Consider the following 20,699-nt stretch of genomic DNA (forward strand, 5'->3'; position numbering starts at 1 on the left):
GGGCAGTCCGGCCATTGGCATATCATCGCAAACGCTACCTATACTGGGTGGACACCGGCTGGCGGCATGCCGTTGCCAAGGACAAGGAGAGTCGGTCAACGATACAGGCAATGACAGGGATGTGGCATGGCAGCACTCTTTGGCCCCCGGGCCAATTCCTTGGCGATCGTCATGATAGTGGGCGTACTGACACTGGCGGTGCTTTTCGCTGTCGCTGCCTATCTTTTCTATCGCTCCCCCTACCAGACCGCTGTCGGCTACGCACCGGAACAACCGGTCCCTTTCAGCCATCGGCATCACGTCGGCGGCCTGGGCATCGACTGCCAGTATTGCCATGCCAGTGCCGAGACCTCTGACTTCGCCGGCATCCCCGCCACCCATACCTGCATGACCTGCCACTCCCGGGAGTGGACCAACGCGGAAATGCTCGCCCCGGTGCGCCAGAGCCTGGCCCGGGAGGAGCCCCTGCGCTGGGTGCGGGTGCACAACCTGGCAGACTACGTCTATTTCAGCCATCGCGCCCACGTCAACAACGGCGTGGGCTGCGAGTCCTGCCACGGGCGGGTCGATCGAATGCCGCTGATGGTGCAGAGAAAGCCGCTGACCATGCAGTGGTGCCTTGAGTGCCATCGCAACCCGGCTCCCGAACTGCGTCCCGAGAACCGCATCACCGCCATGGGCTACGTGCCTGCCGAGGAGGGTATCGCCGGCAGCGAGCTGATCGAGCATTACGGGACCCCGTTGGACCGATTGACGGAGTGCACCACATGTCATCGCTGAGCAGTCGACAGTGGCAGGAGATTCGCCGGGAACTCGACGACAAGCGCGGCAGCGACTACTGGCGCAGCGTCGAGGAACTCGTGGAGGACCCTGCCTTCACGGACTTTCTCGAAGGCGAGCTCCCCAGCCATCGCGGGCTCTGGTCAGCGCCCATCGAGCGTCGCCGAGTACTCAAGCTGATGGCGGCGAGTCTCGCCCTGGGCGGGCTGACCGCCTGCGACGGCCAGCCCCAGGAATATCTGGTGCCCTACGTGAACATGCCGGAAGGCTTGGTACCGGGCATGCCGCGCTACTACGCCACGTCCCACCTCGTCGACGGCTACGCCCAGGGCCTGCTGGCCCAGAGCCGCGAGGGGCGCCCCCTCAAGCTGGAGGGCAACCCGGAGCATCCGGCGACCCTGGGGGCCTGCGACAGCTTCTCCCAGGCCTCGATCCTGAGCCTCTACGACCCGGACCGGCAGAGCGCGGTCACCCACAAGAACGAAACCTCGAGCTACGGCGCCTTCCTGGGGGATATCATCCGGCAACGACAGCGCTGGGACGACAGCCGTGGCGAAGGGCTCGCCTTCCTGACCGGCCCCTGGACCTCTCCCAGCGAGACCCGGCGTATCGAAGCCTTGAAGCAGCGCTGGCCCAAGGCGCGCTGGTATCGGCACAGCCCGGTGGAGCGCGGCAATGTCTACGCCGCTAGCCGCCAGCTGTTCGGCACGCCCCGGGAGCCGATCTACCGCTTCGACCGGGCCCGGGTGGTGCTGAGCCTGGATGCGGATTTCCTGCAGGCCCAGCCGGGCTTTCTGCGCTACGCCCACGACTTCGCCGAGCGGCGGCGCCCTCGGGATACGGACGAGTTGCTGCGCCTCTATGTCATCGAGTCCACGCCGAGCATCACCGGGGCCATGGCAGAACATCGCCAGAGCATCGATCGCGCCCGGATGGCGGATGCCGCGCGGCAGTTGGCTCGCGCCCTGGGGATCGAGGTCGAGGGGCCGAAAATCTCCCCCTTGCCTCCGGAATGGCTCGATGCGCTGGTGGGGGATCTGCGTCGCCAGGGCAGCGCCGCCCTGGTGATTCCCGGGGATCAGCAGTCGCCGGAGGTGCATGCCATCGCCCAGGCGATCAACGCGGCGCTGGGCGCCATCGGCAGCACCGTCGAGTTCATTGCGCCGGTGGATGCCAGTCATGAGCACGACGCCCTGGAGGCGCTGGTGGACGCCATGCAGGCCGGCGAGGTGTCGAGCCTGGTCATGCTGAACGTCAATCCGGCCTACAGCGCCCCGGGGGCGCTGGATTTCGCCGGCGCCTGCGAGCAGGTCCCCTGGCGAATCCATTGGGGCGACACCCACGACGAGACCGCCCGGCTCTGTCACTGGCATGTTCCCGCCACTCACCCGCTGGAAACCTGGGGGGACGCCCGGGCCTTCGACGGCACCCTGAGCCTCCTGCAGCCCCTGATCGAACCCCTGCATGGCGGCAAGACGGCACTGCAGTTTCTCGCCGCCCTGGAAGCCGGCACCGATCGCCCGGCGCGGGAACTGCTGCTCGAGAGCTGGCAGGGGCGTTATGCCAGGGCCGATTTCGACAGCTTCTGGGCGCATAGCCTGCGTCGCGGCTTCGTCGCGGATAGCGCCTTCGAACCCCGGGAGGCCAGCCTGCAGAATGGCTGGCAGGACGAGCTCCCGCGCTCCGCCCTGGCGCCGGAGGGCCTGCTGTTGCAACTGCGCCCGGATCCTTCGCTGTGGGACGGCAGCGTCGCCAACAATGCCTGGCTGCAGGAGCTGCCGCGCCCCTTGACCAAGGTGACCTGGGCCACGCCCCTGCTGATCGCTCCCGCCCTGGCGGAGCGCGAGGCGTTGGAAAACGGCGATACGGTGACACTCCGCGTCGGCGAGCAGGTCCTCGAGGCGCCGATCTATATCCTTCCCGGCATGCCGAAAGACGCCGTGACCCTGCCGCTGGGGGGCGGACGCACCCGGGCAGGCCGAGTGGCGGACGGCGTCGGCACCAACGCCTATCGGCTCCAGCCGCGAGACGGTGCCTGGGAAATGGCGGTCACCCTGGAAAAGAGCGGCGGCCATCACCCCCTGGCCGTCACCCAGAACCATCACGCGATCGAGGGTCGCGACCTGATTCGTACCGCCAGCCTCGAGGTCTACCGCGACAACCCGCGTTTCGCCCAACACGAAGGCCCTTCCGAGTCCCTCTATCCCGAGCCCTGGCCCGCCCCTCGCGACGCGCAGCACGCCTGGGGCATGAGCATCGATCTTTCCGCCTGCATCGGCTGCAACGCCTGTGTCACCGCCTGCCAGGCGGAAAACAACATCCCCGTGGTGGGAGAACAAGAAGTGCGCATGGGACGGGAAATGCACTGGATCCGCATCGACCGCTACTTCAAGGGCCCCCTGGAAGGCCCGGAGATGGTCTTCCAGCCGGTGACCTGCATGCACTGCGAGAACGCCCCCTGCGAATACGTCTGCCCGGTGGGCGCCACCCAGCATTCCGCGGAGGGGCTCAACGAGATGATCTACAACCGCTGCGTGGGCACCCGCTACTGCTCCCAGAACTGCCCCTACAAGGTGCGCCGCTTCAACTGGTTCGACTACACCCGGGAAGACAGCGGCCACGCGACACCCAAGCCGGCCTACAACCCGGAGGTCACGGTGCGCTCCCGGGGGGTGATGGAGAAATGCACCTACTGCGTGCAGCGCATCAATCGCGAGCGTCTCACCGCGGAGATAGAGGACCGTGACCTGGCGGACGGAGATGTCCAGACCGCCTGCCAGCAAAGCTGCCCTACCCAGGCCATCGTCTTCGGCGACCTGAAGGACCCGGACAGCCAGGTCAGCAAGCTCCATGCCCATCCGCTGGACTACGGCATGCTCGCCCATCTCAACGTGCGCCCGCGCACCCATTACCTGGCGGCGGTACGCGATCCGAATCCTGCCCTGGCGGGAAAGCGCCCGCCTTCGGGCAGGGCCGAAGTGGGTATCCATTCCCCTCAGGATGAGGCGTCCGAGCAGGAGTCGCCGGTATTCTTCCGCCAGCAGCCCCCGGGGAGGTCCGCATGACGTCGACCCAGGACAGGCTGCTGCCCGCGGGCATCACCTTCGCCTCGATGACCCGGCGAATCAGCGACCTGGTGCTGGAAGAGCGTGCGCCCCTGGGGTGGTGGATCGGCGTGGTGATCTGCGCGGCCCTGACCCTGCTGTTGGTGGGGGCACTGTCGGTGCTGTTCAGCGTCGGCGTGGGCATCTTCGGCATCACCATTCCGGTAGCCTGGGGCATGCCGATCCTCAACACCGTCTGGTGGATCGGCATCGCCCACGCCGGCACCCTGATCTCCGCGGTGCTCTTGATCACCCGCCAACCCTGGCGAGCCGGCATCAACCGCTTTGCCGAAGCCATGGCGATGTTCGCCATCGTCTGCGCCGGCATCTATCCGATCATGCACCTGGGCCGCCCCCAGTTCTTCTACTACCTGCTGCCCTACCCCGACACCATGGGGCTCTGGCCCCAGTGGCGCAGCCCCCTGGTGTGGGACTTCTTCGCCATCTTCACCTACCTGGTGTTTACCGCGAGCTTTCTCTACATGAGCCTGCTGCCGGACCTGGCGACGCTGAGGGATCGCGCCCGGGGGTGGAGGGCCAGGGCCTACGGCATCCTGGCGATAGGCTGGCGAGGCAGCGCCGCTCACTGGGAACGCTACGAGAAGGCCAACATGATCATGGCTGCCCTGGCCACCCCCATCGTGGTGACGGTGACCGGCATCATCTCACTGGATCTGGCGGTGTCCGTCGTGCCGGGCTTTCACTTCACCATCTTCCCGCCCTACTTCGTCGCCGGGGCGCTGTTCTCGGGGTTCTCCACCGTGGCGCTGCTGGCCGTGGTGCTGCGCAGCCTGTTCAACCTCGAGGATCTGGTCACCCGGGTGCACCTGGACTACCTGGGCCGCATGATGCTGCTGTTCGCGCTGATCGTCGCCTACGCCTACGGTCAGGAGATCTTCACCGCCTTCTACACCGGGGAGGACTACTACCGCACCGTCTATTTCGATCGCTGGACCGGCCCCTACGCGCCGATCTGGTGGAGCATGATCGTCTGCAACGTGGTGCTCACCCAGCTGTTGTGGTTCAGGCGCATCCGCCGCTCGCCGATCGCCATGCTGTGTCTGGCGATCACCAGCAACCTGGGCATGTGGCTGGAGCGCTTCCAGATCGTCTTCACCTCGACCCATGCGGATTACATGCCATCGAACTGGGACACCATCTGGCCCACCGGCTGGGACTGGGCGGCCTACCTGGGCTCCCTGGGGCTGTTCGGCCTGCTGCTGCTGGTGTTCGTCAAGCTGACGCCCCTGATCTCGCTGCACGACATGCGCGCCCTGATCGCCAGTCGCCAGCAAGAGGAGGGGGACTCATGAGCAACCCGGATCTCTATGGCGTGCTGGGGCGCTTCGAGCATCCCGATGCTCTGCTCGAGGCCATCGCCGAGCTGCGCAAGGCGGGTCATTCGCGACTCGAGGCCTTCTCTCCCTACCCGGTGGAGGGGCTGAGTCGAGCCCTGGGGGAGCGCTCCCGCTGGCTGACCGTCGCAGCGCTGGTGGGCGCCCTGCTCACCGCGCTGGCCACCTACGGAATGATCTGGTACAGCGCGGTGATCGACTATCCCTACGTGGTGGGCGGCAAGCCGCTGCATAGCTGGCCACCCTTTCTGCTGCTCGCCTTCGTGCTGGCGATCCTCGCCGCCGTGCTGGTGGCGCTGGTCGGCATGCTGATGGGCAACCGGCTGCCGCGCCTCTACCACCCCGCCTTCAACGTGGCGGCGTTCTCCCGCGCCTCGGACGATGGCTTCTTCATCCTGATCCGCCTCGAAAGAAACCCGGAAGACGTGGAGCGACTGCGCCGGCGCCTCGACGATCTGCACGCCCTGGATATCCAGGAGGTGCCGGCATGAGCCGTCTCGCTGCCCTGGTCATGGCTGCGCTGGGAGTTGCTATTGCCGGCTGCGATCAGCCGGAGATGCGTTTTCAGCCCAAATACAGCACCTATGACGAGGCCGCTCGATGGCCGGACAACCAAGCCGCGCGCCAGCCCGTGGCCGGCACCGTGGCGCGGGATCAGCGCCTCGAGCCCCTGGCACGGACGCTGCCCGTGGCGCTTGACCGCCGGCTGCTGGATCGGGGGCAGGAACGCTACGAGATCTTCTGCTCGCCCTGTCACGCGGCCAGCGGCTACGGCAACGGCATGGTGGTGCAGCGCGGCTTCCCCGCCCCGCCCTCGTTGCATAGCGAGCGGCTGCGTGACGCACCGCTACGGCATTTCGTCGACGTCATCACCGAGGGCTTCGGGGTGATGTATTCCTATCGCGACCGGGTGCCGATGGAAGATCGCTGGGCCATCGCCGCCTACCTTCGTGCCCTGCAGCTTTCCCAGCAGATCCCTTACGATACCCTGAGCGCTGCCCAGCATAGCCGTCTGGAGACGGACACTCGGGAGGCGCCCTGATGTCGCGAAGCGTGCTGATCCTCGTTCTCGGCCTGGCCCTGGGGCTGTGCCTGATCGGCGGCTTCTTCGATCCCCAGGGGCTGGCCCAGGCCTGGCTGGCGGCCTGGCTGACGCTGGGCTTCCTGTCCCTTGGCACCATGGCACTGCTGATGGTGCATGGGCTGACCGGCGGCGCCTGGGGCAATGAAAGCAAGCACCTTTGGAAAGCCCTGGCCGCCGCCACGCCGCTGCTGGCGCTGGCGCTATTGCCCTTGCTGCTGTTCCTCGGTGGGCTCTTTCCCTGGATGGCACCGGCAGAGACGCTGCCCGAGGTGGTACGGCACAAGCAGTTCTATCTCAACGCGCCCTTCTTCATTGGACGCACCCTCTTCTATCTGACCGCCTGGTGCCTGCTCGCCTGGTGGCTCGTCCGCCCCAGCCCGGCACGGCGCTGGCATGCGCCGGGGCTGATCCTCTGGGCGCTGACGGTGACCTTCTTCAGCTACGACTGGATCATGTCCCTGGAGCCCAGGTTCTATTCCGACATCTTCGGCATCGAGCGCATGGTGTTCGGAGTCGGCGGCGCCATGGCCTTGGGCCTGGCCCTGGGCGCCAAGCCCTTGCGCAGCGGGGTGCGCCTGGACCTGGCCAATCTCTGGCTGGCCACCCTGCTGGGCTGGGCCTTCGTCAATTTCGCCCAGTTGATCATCATCTGGTCCGGCAACATGCCGGACGAGATTCTCTGGTATCTACAACGCGGCGCGGGAGCCTGGGGCTGGGTAGGCCGCGCGAGCGTGCTGCTGTTCCTGGTGATCCCCTTCGCCATGCTGCTGCCGACCCAGGCCAAGCGTCGCGCCGGCTGGCTGCGGGCGGCAGCGCTGATCACCCTGACGGGCTACCTGCTGCATAGCCAGTGGCTGATCTGGCCCTCGCTGCCTGCCACCGCCTGGGCCTGGCTCCTGACGCCGGCGGCCGTTGTCGCGCTGGTCGCGTTCTGCCTGCTGGGGCTGGGGGCGAGCCATCGACAGGCCCTTTTCGCCCCCGCCCGGCAAGCCAGCCAAGGCGCCGATGAAGCGACGCTGTCCGTTCGCCAGGAGGTGCGCCATGAGAACCCATGAGCATCACGAGCTTTCGGACACGCCGGAAGGCAAACCGCAGAACCCTGGCCAGGGCGAAGGAGCGGATCGGGGTTTCGAGCACCGGGATCTCTCTTCTTCCACGCTGGTGAAGGCCATCCTCTTCATGGTGGGCTTCGTGCCGCTATGCCTGCTGCTGCTATGGGGGCTGATGAACACGGTCTGGCAGGAGCCCGCGCGGCCGCCGAGTCCCTTCGACAGCCCTCAGATACGAACGCCGCCGCCTCGCCTGCAGACAAGCCCGGTGCAGGACTACACGATCTTTCGCGAACGGATGGCACGCCACCTGAATACCTACGGCTGGGTCGATCGAGAGGCCGGCACGGTACGGGTGCCCATTGCGGTGGCCAAGGAGCGTCTGCTGGAGCAGGGCTTGCCGAAGCAGGATCAACCCAAGGAGGGGCAATGAACTGGAAGGCGAGCCTCGGGCTCACGGTGGCCGGCATGCTGTGGCTGGCGATGCCGGCCTGGGGCCAGACCCCGGCCCAGCAGGAGGCGATTCTCGACCGGGTGGATTACGAGCAGCGCATCGGTAATCGGCTGCCGGGAGCGCTGCGTTTTCGAGACGCGAACGGCGAACTCGTGGACATCGCCTCCCTGACCGCGGGCAAGCCGACGGTGCTTGGCCTGGCCTGGTACAACTGCCCCATGCTGTGCCCGATGCTGCTCGATCGCCTCGCCGATACCACGCAGACGTTGCCCTTCGATCAGGACGACTACCGGGTAGTGATCGTCAGCATCGCCCCGGACGAAGGGCCCGAGGATGCCGATCGCCTGGGTCGTGAATTGCGCAATCGTCACGGCGGGGTGATCGACAACTGGCACTTTCTCAGCGGCAAGAAGCCGGCCATCGATGCGCTGGCCGAGGCGGCGGGGTTTCGCTATGCCTATGATCCCGAATCCGGCAACTACGCCCACCCGGCCGGGGTGGTCGTTGCCTCGGGGGGCGGACGCATCACCCATTACCTGCTGGGCATGCGCCCCCAGGCACCGGACCTGAAGCTGGCCCTGGTGGAGAGCAGCACGGGGGAGTTGGGCAGCCCGCTGCAGAAGGTCCTGGTGCGCTGTTACCGATTCGATCCCGCCACCGGCCAATATACGCTGGCAGTAACGCGGCTGCTGCAGGTCGCCGGCGTGACCACGGTGCTGCTGATGCTGCTGGCAGTGCTGTGGATGCGCAGGAGGCAAGTCGCATGAGCGCGCAGAAAGGCTATCTACCGGACACCGAGGAAGGCTTGCGCTTCTTTCCCGAACAAGCCTCCACCTTCGCCGGGGACCTGGACTTTCTCTTCATCGGCCTGGTAGCCGTGTGTGCCGTCATGACGCTGCTGGTGTTCGGCCTGATCGTGGCCTTCACCTACCGCTATCACGCCAGCCGACAGAAGCCCCGCGAGGCCTTGCCCAGCGCCCGGACCAGCCATCGCATCGAGCTGAGCGTATTGGGTGCCATGTTCGTTATCTTCATGGGGCTCTTCGCCTGGTCCACGCATCTGTATCTCGACCTCTACCGCGGACCGGAAGCCGCCATGACCATCAACGTGGTGGGCAAGCAGTGGATGTGGAAGGTGCAGCACCCCGATGGGGTACGGGAGATCAACACCCTGCATGTCCCCGTCGGGGAAACCATCGAATTGCGCCTGACCTCGGAAGACGTCATCCACAGCTTCTACATTCCGGATTATCGCATCAAGCACGACGCGGTGCCGGGCACCTACCGCAAGTTATGGTTCGAGGCCACGAAGCCCGGGCAATACCGCCTGTTCTGCGCAGAGTACTGCGGTAGCTACCATTCCCGGATGCGCGGCAAGATCATCGCCCTGGACCCCGCAGATTATCAACGCTGGCTGGACGACCAGGGAGAACGGGAAACGCCGGAAGTGCGTGGCGCCAGCCTGTTTCGCAGCTATGGCTGCAGCGGCTGTCACCTGGGCAGCTCGAACGTGCGCGCACCGAGCCTCGCCGGTGTCTACGGACGACCGGTGCCCCTGGCCAGCGGCGGCACGGTGATGGCGGACGAGGCCTATCTGCGCGACTCCATCCTGCAACCGCAAAAGCACGTGGTGGCCGGCTTCTCGCCGATCATGCCGAGCTATTCGGGGCAAATCGACGAGGGCGAGATTCTCTCGATCATCGCCTACCTGCAATCCCTGGAGCCGGAGGATCAGGCGCTGAATCCCTCCGACACGACCCGAGGCAGCGCGATGCCGGAAGGGACGGCGCAAGGAGAGTCACCATGAGCACCCCGTCCTTGGAACAGCGCTGGCCCCGGGACCACTACCTGAGCGGCGGCTTTCGCCTGCGCGACTGGCTGCTGACCACGGACCACAAGCGCATCGGCTGGCTCTACTTCGCCTCCATTACCTTCTTCTTCTTCATCGGCGGCATCGCCGCGCTGCTGATACGCCTGGAACTGATCACGCCCGGGGGGGACCTGCTCAGCCCGGACACCTACAACCAGATGTTCTCGATGCACGGCATCATCATGGTGTGGTTCTTCCTGATTCCCTCGATTCCCAATACCCTGGGCAACTTCCTGATCCCCATGATGATCGGTGCCCGGGACCTGGCCTTTCCCAAGCTCAACCTGCTCTCCTGGCATGTCTATACCATCGGCGCCCTCTTCGTCGTGCTCACGGTATTGCTCGGCGCGGTGGATACCGGCTGGACCTTCTATACGCCCTACTCCACCCTGTTCACCGAGACCGCGGTGCTGGCCGCGGCCACCGGGGTGTTCGTGGTGGGCTTCTCGTCCATCCTCACCGGCATCAACTTCATGGTCACCCTGCACAAGATGCGCGCCCCGGGAATGTCCTGGATGCGTCTGCCACTGTTCGCCTGGGCCACCTACGCCACCAGCCTGATCATGATTCTGGCGACCCCGGTGCTCTCCATCACCCTCCTGCTGATCGCCGTGGAACGGCTCTTCGGCATCGGCATCTTCGACCCGGCCCTGGGCGGCGATCCCATTCTCTTCCAGCATCTGTTCTGGTTCTATTCCCATCCGGCGGTCTACATCATGATCCTGCCGGGAATGGGTGTGGTCTCGGAACTCATCACCTGTTTCGCTCGCAACAGCGTATTCGGCTACAAGAGCATGGTCATTTCGATCATGGCGATCGCCCTGTTCGGCTTCCTGGTGTGGGGTCATCACATGTTCGTCGCCGGTCAGAGCATGTACGCCGGGGTGATGTTCTCGCTGTTCTCCTTCCTGGTGGCACTGCCTTCCGCCATCAAGACCTTCAACTGGACCGCCACGCTCTATCGGGGCCGGATCCTGCTCACCGCACCGATGCTCTACGCGTTCTCCTTCATCGGACTGTTCACCATCGGCGGGCTGACCGGCATCATTCTGGCGGCCATGGCCATCGACGTGCACGTTCACGACACCTACTTCGTGGTGGCACATTTCCACTACATCATGGTCGGCGGCATGGTCACCGCCTACCTCGGCGGCGTGCATTTCTGGTGGCCGAAGATGACCGGCAGGATGTTCTCGGAACTCTGGTCCAAGGTCGCCGCCCTGGCGCTGTTCATCGGTTTCAACCTGACCTTCTTCCCCCAGTTCATCCTCGGTTACCTGGGCATGCCCCGGCGCTACCATGAATATCCGGCGGACTTCCAGCTGCTCAACGTCATGTCCTCCCTGGGTGCCGGGGCGCTGGCCATCGGTTACCTGCTGCCACTGGTCTACCTGACCTGGTCGCTGTTCAGGGGCAAGCCCGCCGGGGCCAACCCCTGGGGCGCCACCGGGCTCGAGTGGCAGACCAGTTCGCCGCCCCCGAAACACAACTTCGTGCAGATTCCCCGGGTATCGGAGCCTCCCTATGCCTACCGCAACCAAGACCAGGAAACCACTGGGTGACCAGGGCCCGGTGGCCGAGCAGTTCGAGACCATGGGGCAACAGCGCGATGCCAACCGCCTGGGCATGTGGATGTTCCTGGGCACGGAGCTTCTGCTGTTCGGCGGGCTGTTCGGTGCGTTCGTGACCTATCGCGTCATCCACGCGGAAGGCTTCGCCGAGGCGGCAGGCCACCTCGATCTGACCCTCGGCGCCCTGAACACCGCCCTGCTGCTGACCAGCGGGCTGACCATGGCACTGACGGAGCAGATGTCCAGGGCTGCACGTCCCAAGGCCACCTTCTGGCTGCTTGTCGCCACCATCGCCATCGGCGCGCTCTTCATCGTTATCAAGGGCCATGAATGGTACAAGGAGTACCAGGAGCAGCTGATGCCGGTGCTGGGGCTGCCGTTCTCCTACCCGGGCGAGCAGCCGGAGCAGGCCGAACTCTTCTTCAACTTCTATTTCGTGATGACCGGTCTGCATGCGCTGCACATGCTGGTCGGGCTGGGGGTACTGGGCGTGATCGCCACAGTGGCATGGCGCTGGCGCAACCCTCCCCGCATCGCTCGCCAGGTGCAGATAAGCGGGCTTTACTGGGCCTTCGTGGATGTCATCTGGGTGATCGTTTTCTCCTTGCTGTATCTGTCGCGAGTCTGAAGGAGTCGCTTATGAGGGTCGTGACCACCCTTTTCGTTACCTGGCTCTGCCTGCTGGTATTGCTGGGCATTTCCGTCACCAGCGTGGTGATGCTGTCGCTCCCATGGAGCCTGGTGGCCGTCGCCGCCTGTGCGCTGAGCATGATCCTGCTCATCCTGGTCCTGTTCATGGACCTCAAGCACAGCCGCGGACTGACCCGGGTATACGCCACCGGCGCCACTCTCTGGCTGGCCTTTCTGATCACCTTGACCCTGGCGGACTACCTGACCCGCTGAATGACGGCCTTCTTCGGCAAGGGCCTCTGCGCCATCAGTGCATCCACGCTGGCATTGTGCTATTTGCGCTTGAAAACGCAGCCTTTCCTTCGAATTGAAATCGCGGGTTTTCGAGAAAATGTCGACACGGCAATTTTCTCGGAACCCCCTCATGAAGAAATGGCTCGCCTGTATGCTTCTGGCCGGTCTCCTGGGCTCGGCTGTCACCCCCTCCCTGGCCGATATCGACGCTTCGGAATCACAGGCAACGCCAGGGCTTTCCACGCTTCAGTCGCTCTGGGAATCTCTCGACGCCCCGGCACGCCCGCTCGATGTGAGCCAGGACGAGCCCTGGGTGTATATCGACCTGCTCAAGCGCGAGCTCTCCGTCTTTCGGAATGGCGCACGTCTCGAGAGCATTCCCTATCTGGCCTACGGTGCCGCGGGCGCCGAGGAAGTCCGCCTGCGCGGCAGCAAGCAGACGCCGACCGGCGTATTCGCCATCCGGCGCATCAATCGGCAAAGCAAGTTCCGCCTGTTCTTCGGCATCGACTACCCGACGCCGCAGGTCGCCCATAGCGCCTGGGAAGACGGCATCCTGTCCGACGAGCAATATCAGTACTATCTCGATTACCGGGCGCGCTATGGCGTCGCTCCGGCGGACACACCGCTGGGAGGGTACATCGGCATCCACGGGCTCGGACGCAGCCCGCTGTGGATCCATCGCAAGCGCGACTGGACCGCCGGCTGCGTCGCGGTCACCAACGACGAGATCCAGGCTCTCGACAAGTGGCTGGATGTGGGCACGAAGGTGGTGATTCGCGGTTAGGTGAACACTATCGTCCGGGGGCGAACACCAGCCGCCCGGGCTCCGTGCGCAGCGTCATGCCCCGGGCCAGCGCCCGGGTCCCCCAGCCGGCCTCGTCGAGCCGATACACGGGCACGGTCTCCAGCCGCTGGGCCACGAGTCGTGCGGCCATCTGCGTCACAGGAGTCAGATCGATGGGCATCCAGGGGGCGTTGACACGACTGTCCAGCAGCTGCAACCGACGAATGTAGATGGCCCCCTCTTCGGCGTCGAAGTAGGGCGTTCCTTCCAGACTCAATTCGATATCTGCAGGAAGCCGTGAGGCCAGCGCACTGAAAGTGGCCTGGCCGGCCACCTCGAGCAGTACGGTGTCGCGGCCTTCCGGCCCCACCGTGATGTCCGTGGAGTCCAGCGTGAGCGACAGCGGCGATCCCGCGCGCAGCTGCTCGCGGTCGAAATCCGCCACGGCCTTTTGCAGATGACGCTCCAGCGTGGCCTCGCTTACCGAGGACGACATCATGTTGGCACAGCCGGTCAGCAGCATCAGGCCAGCCAGCAGCACCCTCTTCGACCAACGCATAGTGAATTCCAATCGAGACGGCATGTCCGTGCATCTTGCCTCAGCGTGGGAGGCCAGGCCAGGGGTTACGCAAGCGACGTTATCCGGAAACAAAAAAACCGACCTCGGGGGGGAGAGGTCGGTAAATAGTGAGGTGTTCGAACGGGACAAATCATCGAACAATTACAAGTTAACCCATAAGTCTTTCTCGTACAAGTTTTGTACAATAGTTTTTATTCATGGGCCAGCCGAAACGCCGCACCCCTTGAGGATCACGCCGCAGAGAAAATCGGTGATTCGCCGGTAATCCGTCTCGCTGAGCGCCTCCCGATCGGTGATGCCCAGTACCTGAGCCTCGAAATCGGCGTAGTGCTGGGTCGACGACCAGATCAGGAAGATCAGCCACACCGGATCCACCGGGTCCATCAGCCCCTTGTCGGCCCACTGCTCGAATACCCGGGCCCGAGCCTGGACCCACTCGCGCAGCTCGCCGCGCAGATACTCCTGAAGAAAAGGGGCGCCCTGGAGTATCTCCGCAGCGAACAGGCGAGAACCTTGCGGATGGCGACGGGTGAGTTCCATCTTGCTGCGAATGAAGGCCTCCAGGACCTCGGCGGGGTCGTCCTCGATGCTTATGTCGTCGAGCATGGCATTCCAGCGCGCCATCATGCGCTCCAGCAGGGTCACGTAGAGCTGGCGCTTGCTGCCCACGTAGTACAGGACGTTGGACTTGGGCAACCCCGCCGCCTCGGCGATGCCCTGGACGCTGGCTCCCCGGTAGCCATGACAGGCGAAGACCTGTTCCGCCGCGGCGAGGATCGCCTGCTCGTTGCGCTGGCGCGCGTGGGTGCTGTCCGATGAAACAAGGGTCGTCATTGTCATTACTCGCTTGCGGCTTCGCTCAGGCCATCTGGCGCGTCGGATCTTGCACTCGCCCGCACTTTGCGCCACGCTAAATGCATCTTGACCATTTGGTCAGGTGCTATCAAGTATCGATGCACCGCCTCGTGACCCAATAACAACGAGCGCTTCCCTTATGATCGACTTCTACCTGAACGGCCGGCGCCAGCAGTGCGCCGACGTGAGTCCAGATACCAGCGTACTGGAGCTGCTGCGCCTTCGGCTCGGCCAGACCGGCACCAAGGAGGGCTGTGCCTCGGGTGACTGCGGCGCCTGCACCGTGGCCATCGGCGAGCCCGATGGCCGGGGCAACCTTTCCTATCACAGCGCCAATGCCTGCATCATGCCGGCTCATCAGCTCAAAGGGCGCCATCTGGTGACCGTGGAGGGCCTGGCGCGGGGCGATGCCCTGCACCCTGCCCAGGCCGCCATGGTCGATTGCCACGCCAGCCAGTGTGGCTTCTGTACCCCGGGCATCGTCATGTCGCTGTTCACCCTGCACCAGGGGCAGCGCCAGCACCCCGCCCCCCTGACCCAGCAACGCCTGGAGTCGGCACTGGGCGGCAACCTGTGCCGCTGTACCGGCTATCGACCGATTCGCGACGCCGCGCTGTGCATGGCGGACTATCCGGACACCCATCCGCTCTGGGCCGATGATCCCGACCTGGCGGGCAATGTCGAGGCGCTCGACAGGGACGCCACGACGATCCCGGCCCGATCTAGCCCGGGCAAGGCGGTCGGCCATTTCGACTCACCCACCGATATCGCCACCCTGCGCGAGCTTCGCAAGGAGCGCCCTGGCTCACGCCTGGTGGCCGGGGCCACGGACCTGTGGCTGGAGACCACCCAGCAGCTCAAGCCCCTCGAGGACCTCATCGACGTGCGCCAGGTGGCCGAACTCACCACCATAGACGAGACCCCCGCAGGCTTTTGGATCGGTGCAGCGGTGACCTTCAGTCGCCTCGAACCGCTGTTCGCGGAGCACTACCCGGCCTTCGCGCACCTCATGCACCGCTTTGCCTCCGCCCAGATCCGCAACCGCGCCACCCTGGGCGGCAACGTCGCCAACGCCTCGCCCATCGGCGACACGCCGCCGGTCTTGCTGGCGCTGGACGCCAGGCTGCAGCTGGACGGCCCCGGGGGGCCGCGGGAGATCGCCATCGCCGACTTCTTCCTGGATTACCGCAAGACGGCACTGAAGGAGGGCGAATTCCTCCGCGCGCTCTTCCTGCCACGCCTCGACAACGACCGTCAGTTGAAGGTCTGGAAACTCTCCAAGCGTCGCGAGGACGACATCTCCGCGGTGCTCGGCGCCTTCGCCTGGCGTCTGGAGGACGGGAAGATGCGTGACGTGCATCTCGCCTTCGGCGGCATGGCCGCCATCCCCAAGCGCGCGGCCCAGGCCGAGGCCGCCCTGGAGGGGCAGGCTCCCGGCCAGCCTGCCTTCACGACGGCCCTGGCGGCCTTGTACCGGGAGTTCCAGCCTCTGAGCGATGTGCGCGGCTCCCGCGAATACCGCCTGCTGGCCGCCGGCAATCTGCTTGAACGCCTGCGACTATGCCTGGATACCGACCACGAACCCCACGCGGAGGTGTGTCTCGATGCGTACGCTCACTGATATTTCCCGAGACTCCGCCAAGGCACGTCGCGAACAACAGGATGCCAACAAGGGCGATGGCCCCCTGGCCCGAGACACGACGGCCGAGGCGAATCGGGATGAAAATCGTCGTCATGCTCGCGCCCACGAAAGTGCCATCAAGCACGTGACCGGCCGCGCCGCCTATATCGATGATATCCCCGCCCCGGGCGATGCCCTGCATGTCGCCCTGGGCCTCTCTCCGGTGGCCCACGGCCGATTGACCCGTCTCGATCTGGAAAGGGTCAAGCGTGCCCCGGGGGTGGTGGACGCAATCACCATCGTCGACGTGCCCGGCCACACCGACATCGGCCCGGTGTTTCCCGGCGACCCGCTGTTCGTCGACGACGAGATCAGTTACGTCGGCCAGACCCTGTTCGCCGTTGCCGCCACCAGTTACAAGGCCGCGCGCCTGGCGGTAAAGGAAGCCGTGATCGAGATCGACGAGCAGCCGGCCAGCCTCGATGCACTCGCCGCCGCCGAGGCCAGCGACGTCGTGCGCCCCACTCACGTGCAGCAGCGCGGCGACTGGCAACGGGCGCTGGACGACGCGCCTCACGTGCTCGAAGGCGAGCAGTTCGTCGGCGGTCAGGAACACTTCTACCTCGAGGGCCAGGCCTGCCTGGTCACCCCGAGCGAGGATGAGGGTGTGGTGGTCTACACCTCCAACCAGCACCCCAGCGAAACCCAGAAGCTGGTGGCCGAGGTACTCGACGTGCCCTTTCATGCGGTGACCGTGGAGACCCGGCGCATGGGCGGCGGCTTCGGCGGCAAGGAGACCCAGGCCTCGCCCTGGGCCTGCATCGCCGCGCTGGTCGCCCGGCGCACCGGCCGCGCCGCGCGCCTGCGCCTGCCCCGGGCCGAGGACACCCGCGCCACCGGCAAGCGCCACCCCTTCCACAATCGCTACCGGTTGGGCTTCGACGGCCGGGGCGTGATCCAGGGGGGCGATGTCACCGTGATCGGCGATTGCGGCTACTCCCCGGATCTTTCCGAGGCGGTGGTCGATCGCGCCATGTTCCATGCCGACAACGCCTACTCCCTGGGCGATGCCCGGGTGACCGGCATTCGGGCCCGCACCCATACCGCCTCGAATACCGCCTTTCGCGGCTTCGGCGGCCCCCAGGGCATGATGATCGTCGAGGCGGCGATGGACGACATCGCCCGCCATGTCGGCGAAGACCCGCTGACGGTACGCAAGCGCAACCTCTACCGCCCCGGTCGCGACGTGACCCACTACGGCCAGACCGTGGAACAGCTCGATCTGCTGGCGGAGATCATCGAACGCCTGGAAGAGAGCAGCGACTACTGGCAGCGTCGTCGGGACGTCAGCGACTACAATGCCCGGAATCCGGTCCTCAAGAAGGGGCTCTCCCTGACCCCGGTGAAGTTCGGCATCTCCTTCACCGCCAAGCACCTCAACCAGGCCGGCGCGCTGCTGCACGTCTATACCGATGGCAGCGTGATGATCAACCACGGTGGCACCGAGATGGGCCAGGGCCTGCATACCAAGGTCTGCCAGGTGGCGGCCCGGGAACTGGGCCTCGATCTCGAGCAGGTGCGCATCACTGCCACCCGCACCGACAAGGTGCCCAACACCTCGCCCACCGCCGCCTCCAGCGGTGCCGATCTCAACGGCATGGCCGCTCGGGACGCCGCCAGTCAGGTCCGTGAGCGGCTGTTCGACTTCGCCGCCGAACATTACGCTCTCGATCGCGAGGGCATGCGCCTGGAGGATGGCGAACTGATCGCCGGTCATGGCGAGAGCGAACGGCGCATCGCCTGGGGCGAACTGGTGCAGGCGGCCTATCTGGGACGCATCTCGCTCTCTGCCAAGGGGTTCTACTCCACGCCGCTGATCCACTACGATCGCGCCACCGGCAGGGGCCGACCCTTCTATTACTACGCTCACGGTGCTGCCGTCTCCGAGGTCATGATCGACACCCTCACCGGTGAATACCGCGTGACCCGGGTGGACATCCTTCACGACGTCGGCGACTCGCTGAATCCGGCCATCGACATGGGCCAGGTCGAGGGCGGTTTCATCCAGGGCATGGGTTGGCTGACCAGCGAGGAACTCAAGTGGGACGACAAGGGGCGGCTGATCAGCGACGGCCCCTCCACCTACAAGATTCCCGCCTTCGGCGATCTGCCGCCGGTGTTCAACGTCGAACTGCTGCAAGGCCATCCGAATTCGCAAGCCAGCATCTATCGCTCCAAGGCGGTCGGCGAGCCGCCGTTGATGCTGGGCATCTCGGTGTGGTCGGCGCTGCGCGACGCCCTGGCCAGCCTGGTCGATTACCGCCACTGCCCGCGTCTGGACACCCCGGCCACCCCGGAGCGCGTGCTGATGGTCGCCGAAGCGCTGCGTGATTCCACCCGGGCGGGAAGCACGCAGCCGGAGACGAGCGATGACCCCGTGTAAGGAGCCCTGGCCTGGCGGTGCCCGGCCCGGTGTCGTGAGCTGGCACGAAGCGCTGCATCGCCATCAGGTAGCGGCGCTTCCCCATGCGCTGGCCAGCGTGGTGGGCACGGCAGGTTCCACCCCTCGCGAACCCGGCGCCAAGATGGTGATCACCGCGAACGAGGTCTTCGATACCCTCGGCGGCGGCACCTTCGAGTACCAGGTGATCGATAGCGCCCGGGAGGCCCTGAGTCGCGGGGAAAACGGTCCACGCCTGGAAGCCTTCGCCCTGGGGGGGCGCTCGGGGCAGTGCTGTGGCGGTTACGTGCACGTGCTGATCGAGCTCTTCGCCGGCGCCGAGATGACCATCGCCCTGTTCGGCGCCGGTCATGTGGGCCAGGCCCTGGTGGCGTTGATGACGCCGCTGCCCTGGCGGGTGTTCTGGCACGACAGCCGCTCGGGCGCCTTCCCGGCCTGGGCGGAAGGCCAGCCACGCCTCGAATGTCTTCCCGGCCCAGACCCGGCCGCGGCGGTTGCGGCACTGCCGCCGGGAGCCCACGTTCTGGTGATGACCCACGACCACGGCGAAGACCGCGCCTTGATCGACGCCCTGCTCGCTCGCGGCGACTGCGCCTCCATCGGCCTGATCGGCTCGGATAGCAAGTGGGCCAGCTTCCAGCGCCGCCTGCGCGATGCCGGCCATGCCGAGGCGGCACTGGGGCAGGTGCGCTGTCCCATCGGCATCCCCGGCGCCAGGGGCAAGCATCCCTACGAGATTGCGCTGGCGGTCATGGCCGAGTTGCTGACCTTCAAACCCGCTGTCGAACGGTGTGATCAGCGGGGGGTCGCGCCCCGGGCATTGCGCGACGCATTCAAGAACGAACGGATGGGTTCTAGAGAATGATGACTGAAACTCGCGTACTGCGTGGCCCGCTGCTCACCTTCCGGGAAGACCCGGGCGGCGAGGACCAGCCCGAGGCCGGCAGCATCCTGTATCTCGAGGATGGCGCCCTGTGGCTCGATCATGGACATGTCCGCGCGGTGGACGATTACACTCGCCTGGCGCCCCGTCTGCCGGCGGGCATCGAGGTGGTGGACTATGCCGGCAAGCTGATGATGCCGGGGTTCATCGACAGCCACGTGCACTATGTGCAGCTCGACATCATGGCGGCCTACGGCCGCCAGCTGCTCGACTGGCTGAACGAGTACACCTTCCCCGAGGAGTGCCGCTTCGCCGAACGCGACTATGCCGAACCGGTGGCCGAGGCCTTCCTGGACGAGCTGCTGCGGGCGGGGACGACCACCGCCCAGGTGTTCTGCAGCTCGCACCCCGTCTCGGTGGAATCGTTCTTCGTCGCGGCCCACCGGCGTGGCCTGCGCATGCTGGCCGGCAAGGTGCTGATGGACCGCAACGCTCCGGAGGCGCTGACGGATACCGCGCTCGGCGGTATTCGCGACACCGAGCGCCTGATCGGCGACTGGCACGGCAAGGGACGACTGAGCTACAGCCTGACCCCGCGCTTCGCGCCGACCTCGACCCGGCGACAGCTGGACGCCACGGGAAGCCTGCTGCGCAATGCCCCCGACCTGTACCTGCAGACGCATCTTGCCGAGAACCGTGGCGAGATCGACTGGGTCGCCGAGCTGTTTCCCGAGGCCTTCGACTACCTGGACGTTTACGAGCGACACGGCCTGGTCGGCCCCCGCAGCACCTTCGCCCACGGCATTCACCTGACCCAGGACGCTCGTGCGCGACTGGCGGATGCCGGGGCCAATATCGCCTTCTGCCCGACGTCCAACCTGTTCCTGGGCAGCGGGCTGTTCGATCGGCTGGCCTGTCGCAAGGCCGGGCTCGCCGTTTCCCTGGCCAGCGACGTCGGCGCGGGGACCGATCTCTGCGGGCTCGGCACCCTCAAGGCCGCCTATCAGGTCGGTCAACTGCTCGGTCAGCCCCTGACCGCCTGGCAAGGCTTCTATCACCTGACCCTGGGTAATGCCCGGGCGCTGCAGCTCGATGCCCACATCGGTAGCCTGCGTGAAGGCGCCGAGGCCGACATCGTGGTGCTCGACCCCCGGGCGACGCCACTGCTGGCAAGGCGCACCGCCCGCGCGAACAGCCTCGGGGAGCGCCTGTTCGCCCTGATGATGCTGGGAGACGATCGCGCGATCTACGAGACCTGGGCGGGAGGAAAGTGCCAGCATCGACGCGCCTAGGCATTATCTGAAAAGTGCCTGGCTCGCGG

19 protein-coding genes are annotated in these 20,699 nt (G+C 65.8%); 17 read left to right on the plus strand and 2 right to left on the minus strand.

All coding sequences use genetic code 11. The features are described 5' to 3' along the window. Positions 1-126: 126 nt before the first annotated feature. From BUA41_RS14620 to BUA41_RS14680, 13 genes are all read left to right on the plus strand, one after another. Positions 127-780 carry a cytochrome c3 family protein gene (locus BUA41_RS14620; RefSeq protein ID WP_072824180.1) on the plus strand — a complete coding sequence of 218 codons (654 nt, stop codon included), beginning with the start codon at positions 127-129 and terminating at the stop codon, positions 778-780. Further along, entirely contained in the window at positions 768-3,845 is a 3,078-nt protein-coding gene (locus tag BUA41_RS14625; protein ID WP_072824182.1) for a TAT-variant-translocated molybdopterin oxidoreductase, read from the plus strand. Before BUA41_RS14620 ends, BUA41_RS14625 begins: the two co-directional genes overlap by 13 nt. After that, a complete protein-coding gene (nrfD, locus tag BUA41_RS14630) occupies positions 3,842-5,197 on the plus strand; it encodes an NrfD/PsrC family molybdoenzyme membrane anchor subunit (protein WP_072824184.1) in 1,356 nt (451 codons plus the stop codon). Before BUA41_RS14625 ends, nrfD begins: the two co-directional genes overlap by 4 nt. Next, positions 5,194-5,730 carry a DUF3341 domain-containing protein gene (locus BUA41_RS14635; protein WP_072824186.1) on the plus strand — a complete coding sequence of 179 codons (537 nt, stop codon included), beginning with the start codon at positions 5,194-5,196 and terminating at the stop codon, positions 5,728-5,730. Before nrfD ends, BUA41_RS14635 begins: the two co-directional genes overlap by 4 nt. After that, positions 5,727-6,281: a c-type cytochrome gene (locus BUA41_RS14640; protein WP_072824188.1), complete on the plus strand. Its 555-nt coding sequence runs from the start codon at positions 5,727-5,729 to the stop codon at positions 6,279-6,281. The genes BUA41_RS14635 and BUA41_RS14640 overlap by 4 nt, the downstream gene beginning before the upstream one ends. Continuing rightward, entirely contained in the window at positions 6,281-7,378 is a 1,098-nt protein-coding gene (locus BUA41_RS14645) for a hypothetical protein (protein WP_072824190.1), read from the plus strand. Before BUA41_RS14640 ends, BUA41_RS14645 begins: the two co-directional genes overlap by 1 nt. Beyond that, positions 7,365-7,805 carry a hypothetical protein gene (locus BUA41_RS14650; protein WP_072824192.1) on the plus strand — a complete coding sequence of 147 codons (441 nt, stop codon included), beginning with the start codon at positions 7,365-7,367 and terminating at the stop codon, positions 7,803-7,805. Before BUA41_RS14645 ends, BUA41_RS14650 begins: the two co-directional genes overlap by 14 nt. Continuing rightward, on the plus strand, positions 7,802-8,593 hold the full coding sequence (locus tag BUA41_RS14655) for an SCO family protein (protein ID WP_072824195.1): 792 nt from the start codon (positions 7,802-7,804) through the stop codon (positions 8,591-8,593). The genes BUA41_RS14650 and BUA41_RS14655 overlap by 4 nt, the downstream gene beginning before the upstream one ends. Next, positions 8,590-9,633: a cytochrome c oxidase subunit II gene (gene coxB / locus BUA41_RS14660; RefSeq protein ID WP_072824197.1), complete on the plus strand. Its 1,044-nt coding sequence runs from the start codon at positions 8,590-8,592 to the stop codon at positions 9,631-9,633. The genes BUA41_RS14655 and coxB overlap by 4 nt, the downstream gene beginning before the upstream one ends. Further along, positions 9,630-11,258 (plus strand): cytochrome c oxidase subunit I, encoded by a 1,629-nt coding sequence (gene ctaD, locus BUA41_RS14665; RefSeq protein ID WP_072824199.1) that lies wholly within the window; start codon positions 9,630-9,632, stop codon positions 11,256-11,258. Before coxB ends, ctaD begins: the two co-directional genes overlap by 4 nt. Continuing rightward, a complete protein-coding gene (locus BUA41_RS14670) occupies positions 11,221-11,895 on the plus strand; it encodes a cytochrome c oxidase subunit 3 (protein WP_217652831.1) in 675 nt (224 codons plus the stop codon). Before ctaD ends, BUA41_RS14670 begins: the two co-directional genes overlap by 38 nt. An 11-nt stretch (positions 11,896-11,906) precedes the next feature. Continuing rightward, entirely contained in the window at positions 11,907-12,170 is a 264-nt protein-coding gene (locus BUA41_RS14675) for a cytochrome C oxidase subunit IV family protein (protein ID WP_072824201.1), read from the plus strand. Positions 12,171-12,321: 151 nt separating this feature from the next. Further along, positions 12,322-12,978 (plus strand): L,D-transpeptidase family protein, encoded by a 657-nt coding sequence (locus BUA41_RS14680; RefSeq protein WP_175546988.1) that lies wholly within the window; start codon positions 12,322-12,324, stop codon positions 12,976-12,978. A 7-nt stretch (positions 12,979-12,985) separates the two neighbouring features. Here BUA41_RS14680 and BUA41_RS14685 read toward each other — a convergent pair whose 3' ends face one another. After that, entirely contained in the window at positions 12,986-13,537 is a 552-nt protein-coding gene (locus tag BUA41_RS14685) for a YceB family lipoprotein (protein ID WP_072824205.1), read from the minus strand. A 216-nt stretch (positions 13,538-13,753) separates the two neighbouring features. Beyond that, entirely contained in the window at positions 13,754-14,392 is a 639-nt protein-coding gene (locus BUA41_RS14690; RefSeq protein ID WP_072824207.1) for a TetR/AcrR family transcriptional regulator, read from the minus strand. Positions 14,393-14,552: 160 nt separating this feature from the next. Between BUA41_RS14690 and xdhA the strand changes: the two genes are divergently transcribed. The 4 genes from xdhA to guaD are packed head-to-tail and all read left to right on the plus strand — an operon-like array spanning position 14,553 to position 20,670. After that, on the plus strand, positions 14,553-16,034 hold the full coding sequence (gene xdhA / locus BUA41_RS14695; RefSeq protein ID WP_072824209.1) for a xanthine dehydrogenase small subunit: 1,482 nt from the start codon (positions 14,553-14,555) through the stop codon (positions 16,032-16,034). Beyond that, the gene (gene xdhB / locus BUA41_RS14700) at positions 16,018-18,477 is read left to right on the plus strand and encodes a xanthine dehydrogenase molybdopterin binding subunit (RefSeq protein ID WP_072824211.1); all 2,460 of its coding nucleotides are present in this window, start codon (positions 16,018-16,020) and stop codon (positions 18,475-18,477) included. Before xdhA ends, xdhB begins: the two co-directional genes overlap by 17 nt. Continuing rightward, complete coding sequence (gene xdhC / locus BUA41_RS14705) at positions 18,464-19,360, plus strand: xanthine dehydrogenase accessory protein XdhC (protein WP_072824213.1); 897 nt, start codon at positions 18,464-18,466, stop codon at positions 19,358-19,360. Before xdhB ends, xdhC begins: the two co-directional genes overlap by 14 nt. Beyond that, positions 19,360-20,670 (plus strand): guanine deaminase, encoded by a 1,311-nt coding sequence (guaD, locus tag BUA41_RS14710; RefSeq protein ID WP_072824295.1) that lies wholly within the window; start codon positions 19,360-19,362, stop codon positions 20,668-20,670. Before xdhC ends, guaD begins: the two co-directional genes overlap by 1 nt. Positions 20,671-20,699 lie beyond the last annotated feature (29 nt).

Origin of the sequence: Modicisalibacter ilicicola DSM 19980 (assembly GCF_900128925.1) — a bacterium.
GTDB lineage: Bacteria > Pseudomonadota > Gammaproteobacteria > Pseudomonadales > Halomonadaceae > Modicisalibacter > Modicisalibacter ilicicola.

What these genes read in the sequence shown, in the direction of transcription:
- BUA41_RS14620 (WP_072824180.1), top strand. Translation starts at nt 127, where the DNA reads ATGGCAGCACTCTTTGGCCCCCGGGCCAATTCCTTGGCGATCGTCATG.
- BUA41_RS14625 (WP_072824182.1), top strand. Translation starts at nt 768, where the DNA reads ATGTCATCGCTGAGCAGTCGACAGTGGCAGGAGATTCGCCGGGAACTC.
- nrfD (WP_072824184.1), top strand. Translation starts at nt 3,842, where the DNA reads ATGACGTCGACCCAGGACAGGCTGCTGCCCGCGGGCATCACCTTCGCC.
- BUA41_RS14635 (WP_072824186.1), top strand. Translation starts at nt 5,194, where the DNA reads ATGAGCAACCCGGATCTCTATGGCGTGCTGGGGCGCTTCGAGCATCCC.
- BUA41_RS14640 (WP_072824188.1), top strand. Translation starts at nt 5,727, where the DNA reads ATGAGCCGTCTCGCTGCCCTGGTCATGGCTGCGCTGGGAGTTGCTATT.
- BUA41_RS14645 (WP_072824190.1), top strand. Translation starts at nt 6,281, where the DNA reads ATGTCGCGAAGCGTGCTGATCCTCGTTCTCGGCCTGGCCCTGGGGCTG.
- BUA41_RS14650 (WP_072824192.1), top strand. Translation starts at nt 7,365, where the DNA reads ATGAGAACCCATGAGCATCACGAGCTTTCGGACACGCCGGAAGGCAAA.
- BUA41_RS14655 (WP_072824195.1), top strand. Translation starts at nt 7,802, where the DNA reads ATGAACTGGAAGGCGAGCCTCGGGCTCACGGTGGCCGGCATGCTGTGG.
- coxB (WP_072824197.1), top strand. Translation starts at nt 8,590, where the DNA reads ATGAGCGCGCAGAAAGGCTATCTACCGGACACCGAGGAAGGCTTGCGC.
- ctaD (WP_072824199.1), top strand. Translation starts at nt 9,630, where the DNA reads ATGAGCACCCCGTCCTTGGAACAGCGCTGGCCCCGGGACCACTACCTG.
- BUA41_RS14670 (WP_217652831.1), top strand. Translation starts at nt 11,221, where the DNA reads ATGCCTACCGCAACCAAGACCAGGAAACCACTGGGTGACCAGGGCCCG.
- BUA41_RS14675 (WP_072824201.1), top strand. Translation starts at nt 11,907, where the DNA reads ATGAGGGTCGTGACCACCCTTTTCGTTACCTGGCTCTGCCTGCTGGTA.
- BUA41_RS14680 (WP_175546988.1), top strand. Translation starts at nt 12,322, where the DNA reads ATGAAGAAATGGCTCGCCTGTATGCTTCTGGCCGGTCTCCTGGGCTCG.
- BUA41_RS14685 (WP_072824205.1), bottom strand. Translation starts at nt 13,537, where the DNA reads ATGCGTTGGTCGAAGAGGGTGCTGCTGGCTGGCCTGATGCTGCTGACC.
- BUA41_RS14690 (WP_072824207.1), bottom strand. Translation starts at nt 14,392, where the DNA reads ATGACGACCCTTGTTTCATCGGACAGCACCCACGCGCGCCAGCGCAAC.
- xdhA (WP_072824209.1), top strand. Translation starts at nt 14,553, where the DNA reads ATGATCGACTTCTACCTGAACGGCCGGCGCCAGCAGTGCGCCGACGTG.
- xdhB (WP_072824211.1), top strand. Translation starts at nt 16,018, where the DNA reads ATGCGTACGCTCACTGATATTTCCCGAGACTCCGCCAAGGCACGTCGC.
- xdhC (WP_072824213.1), top strand. Translation starts at nt 18,464, where the DNA reads ATGACCCCGTGTAAGGAGCCCTGGCCTGGCGGTGCCCGGCCCGGTGTC.
- guaD (WP_072824295.1), top strand. Translation starts at nt 19,360, where the DNA reads ATGACTGAAACTCGCGTACTGCGTGGCCCGCTGCTCACCTTCCGGGAA.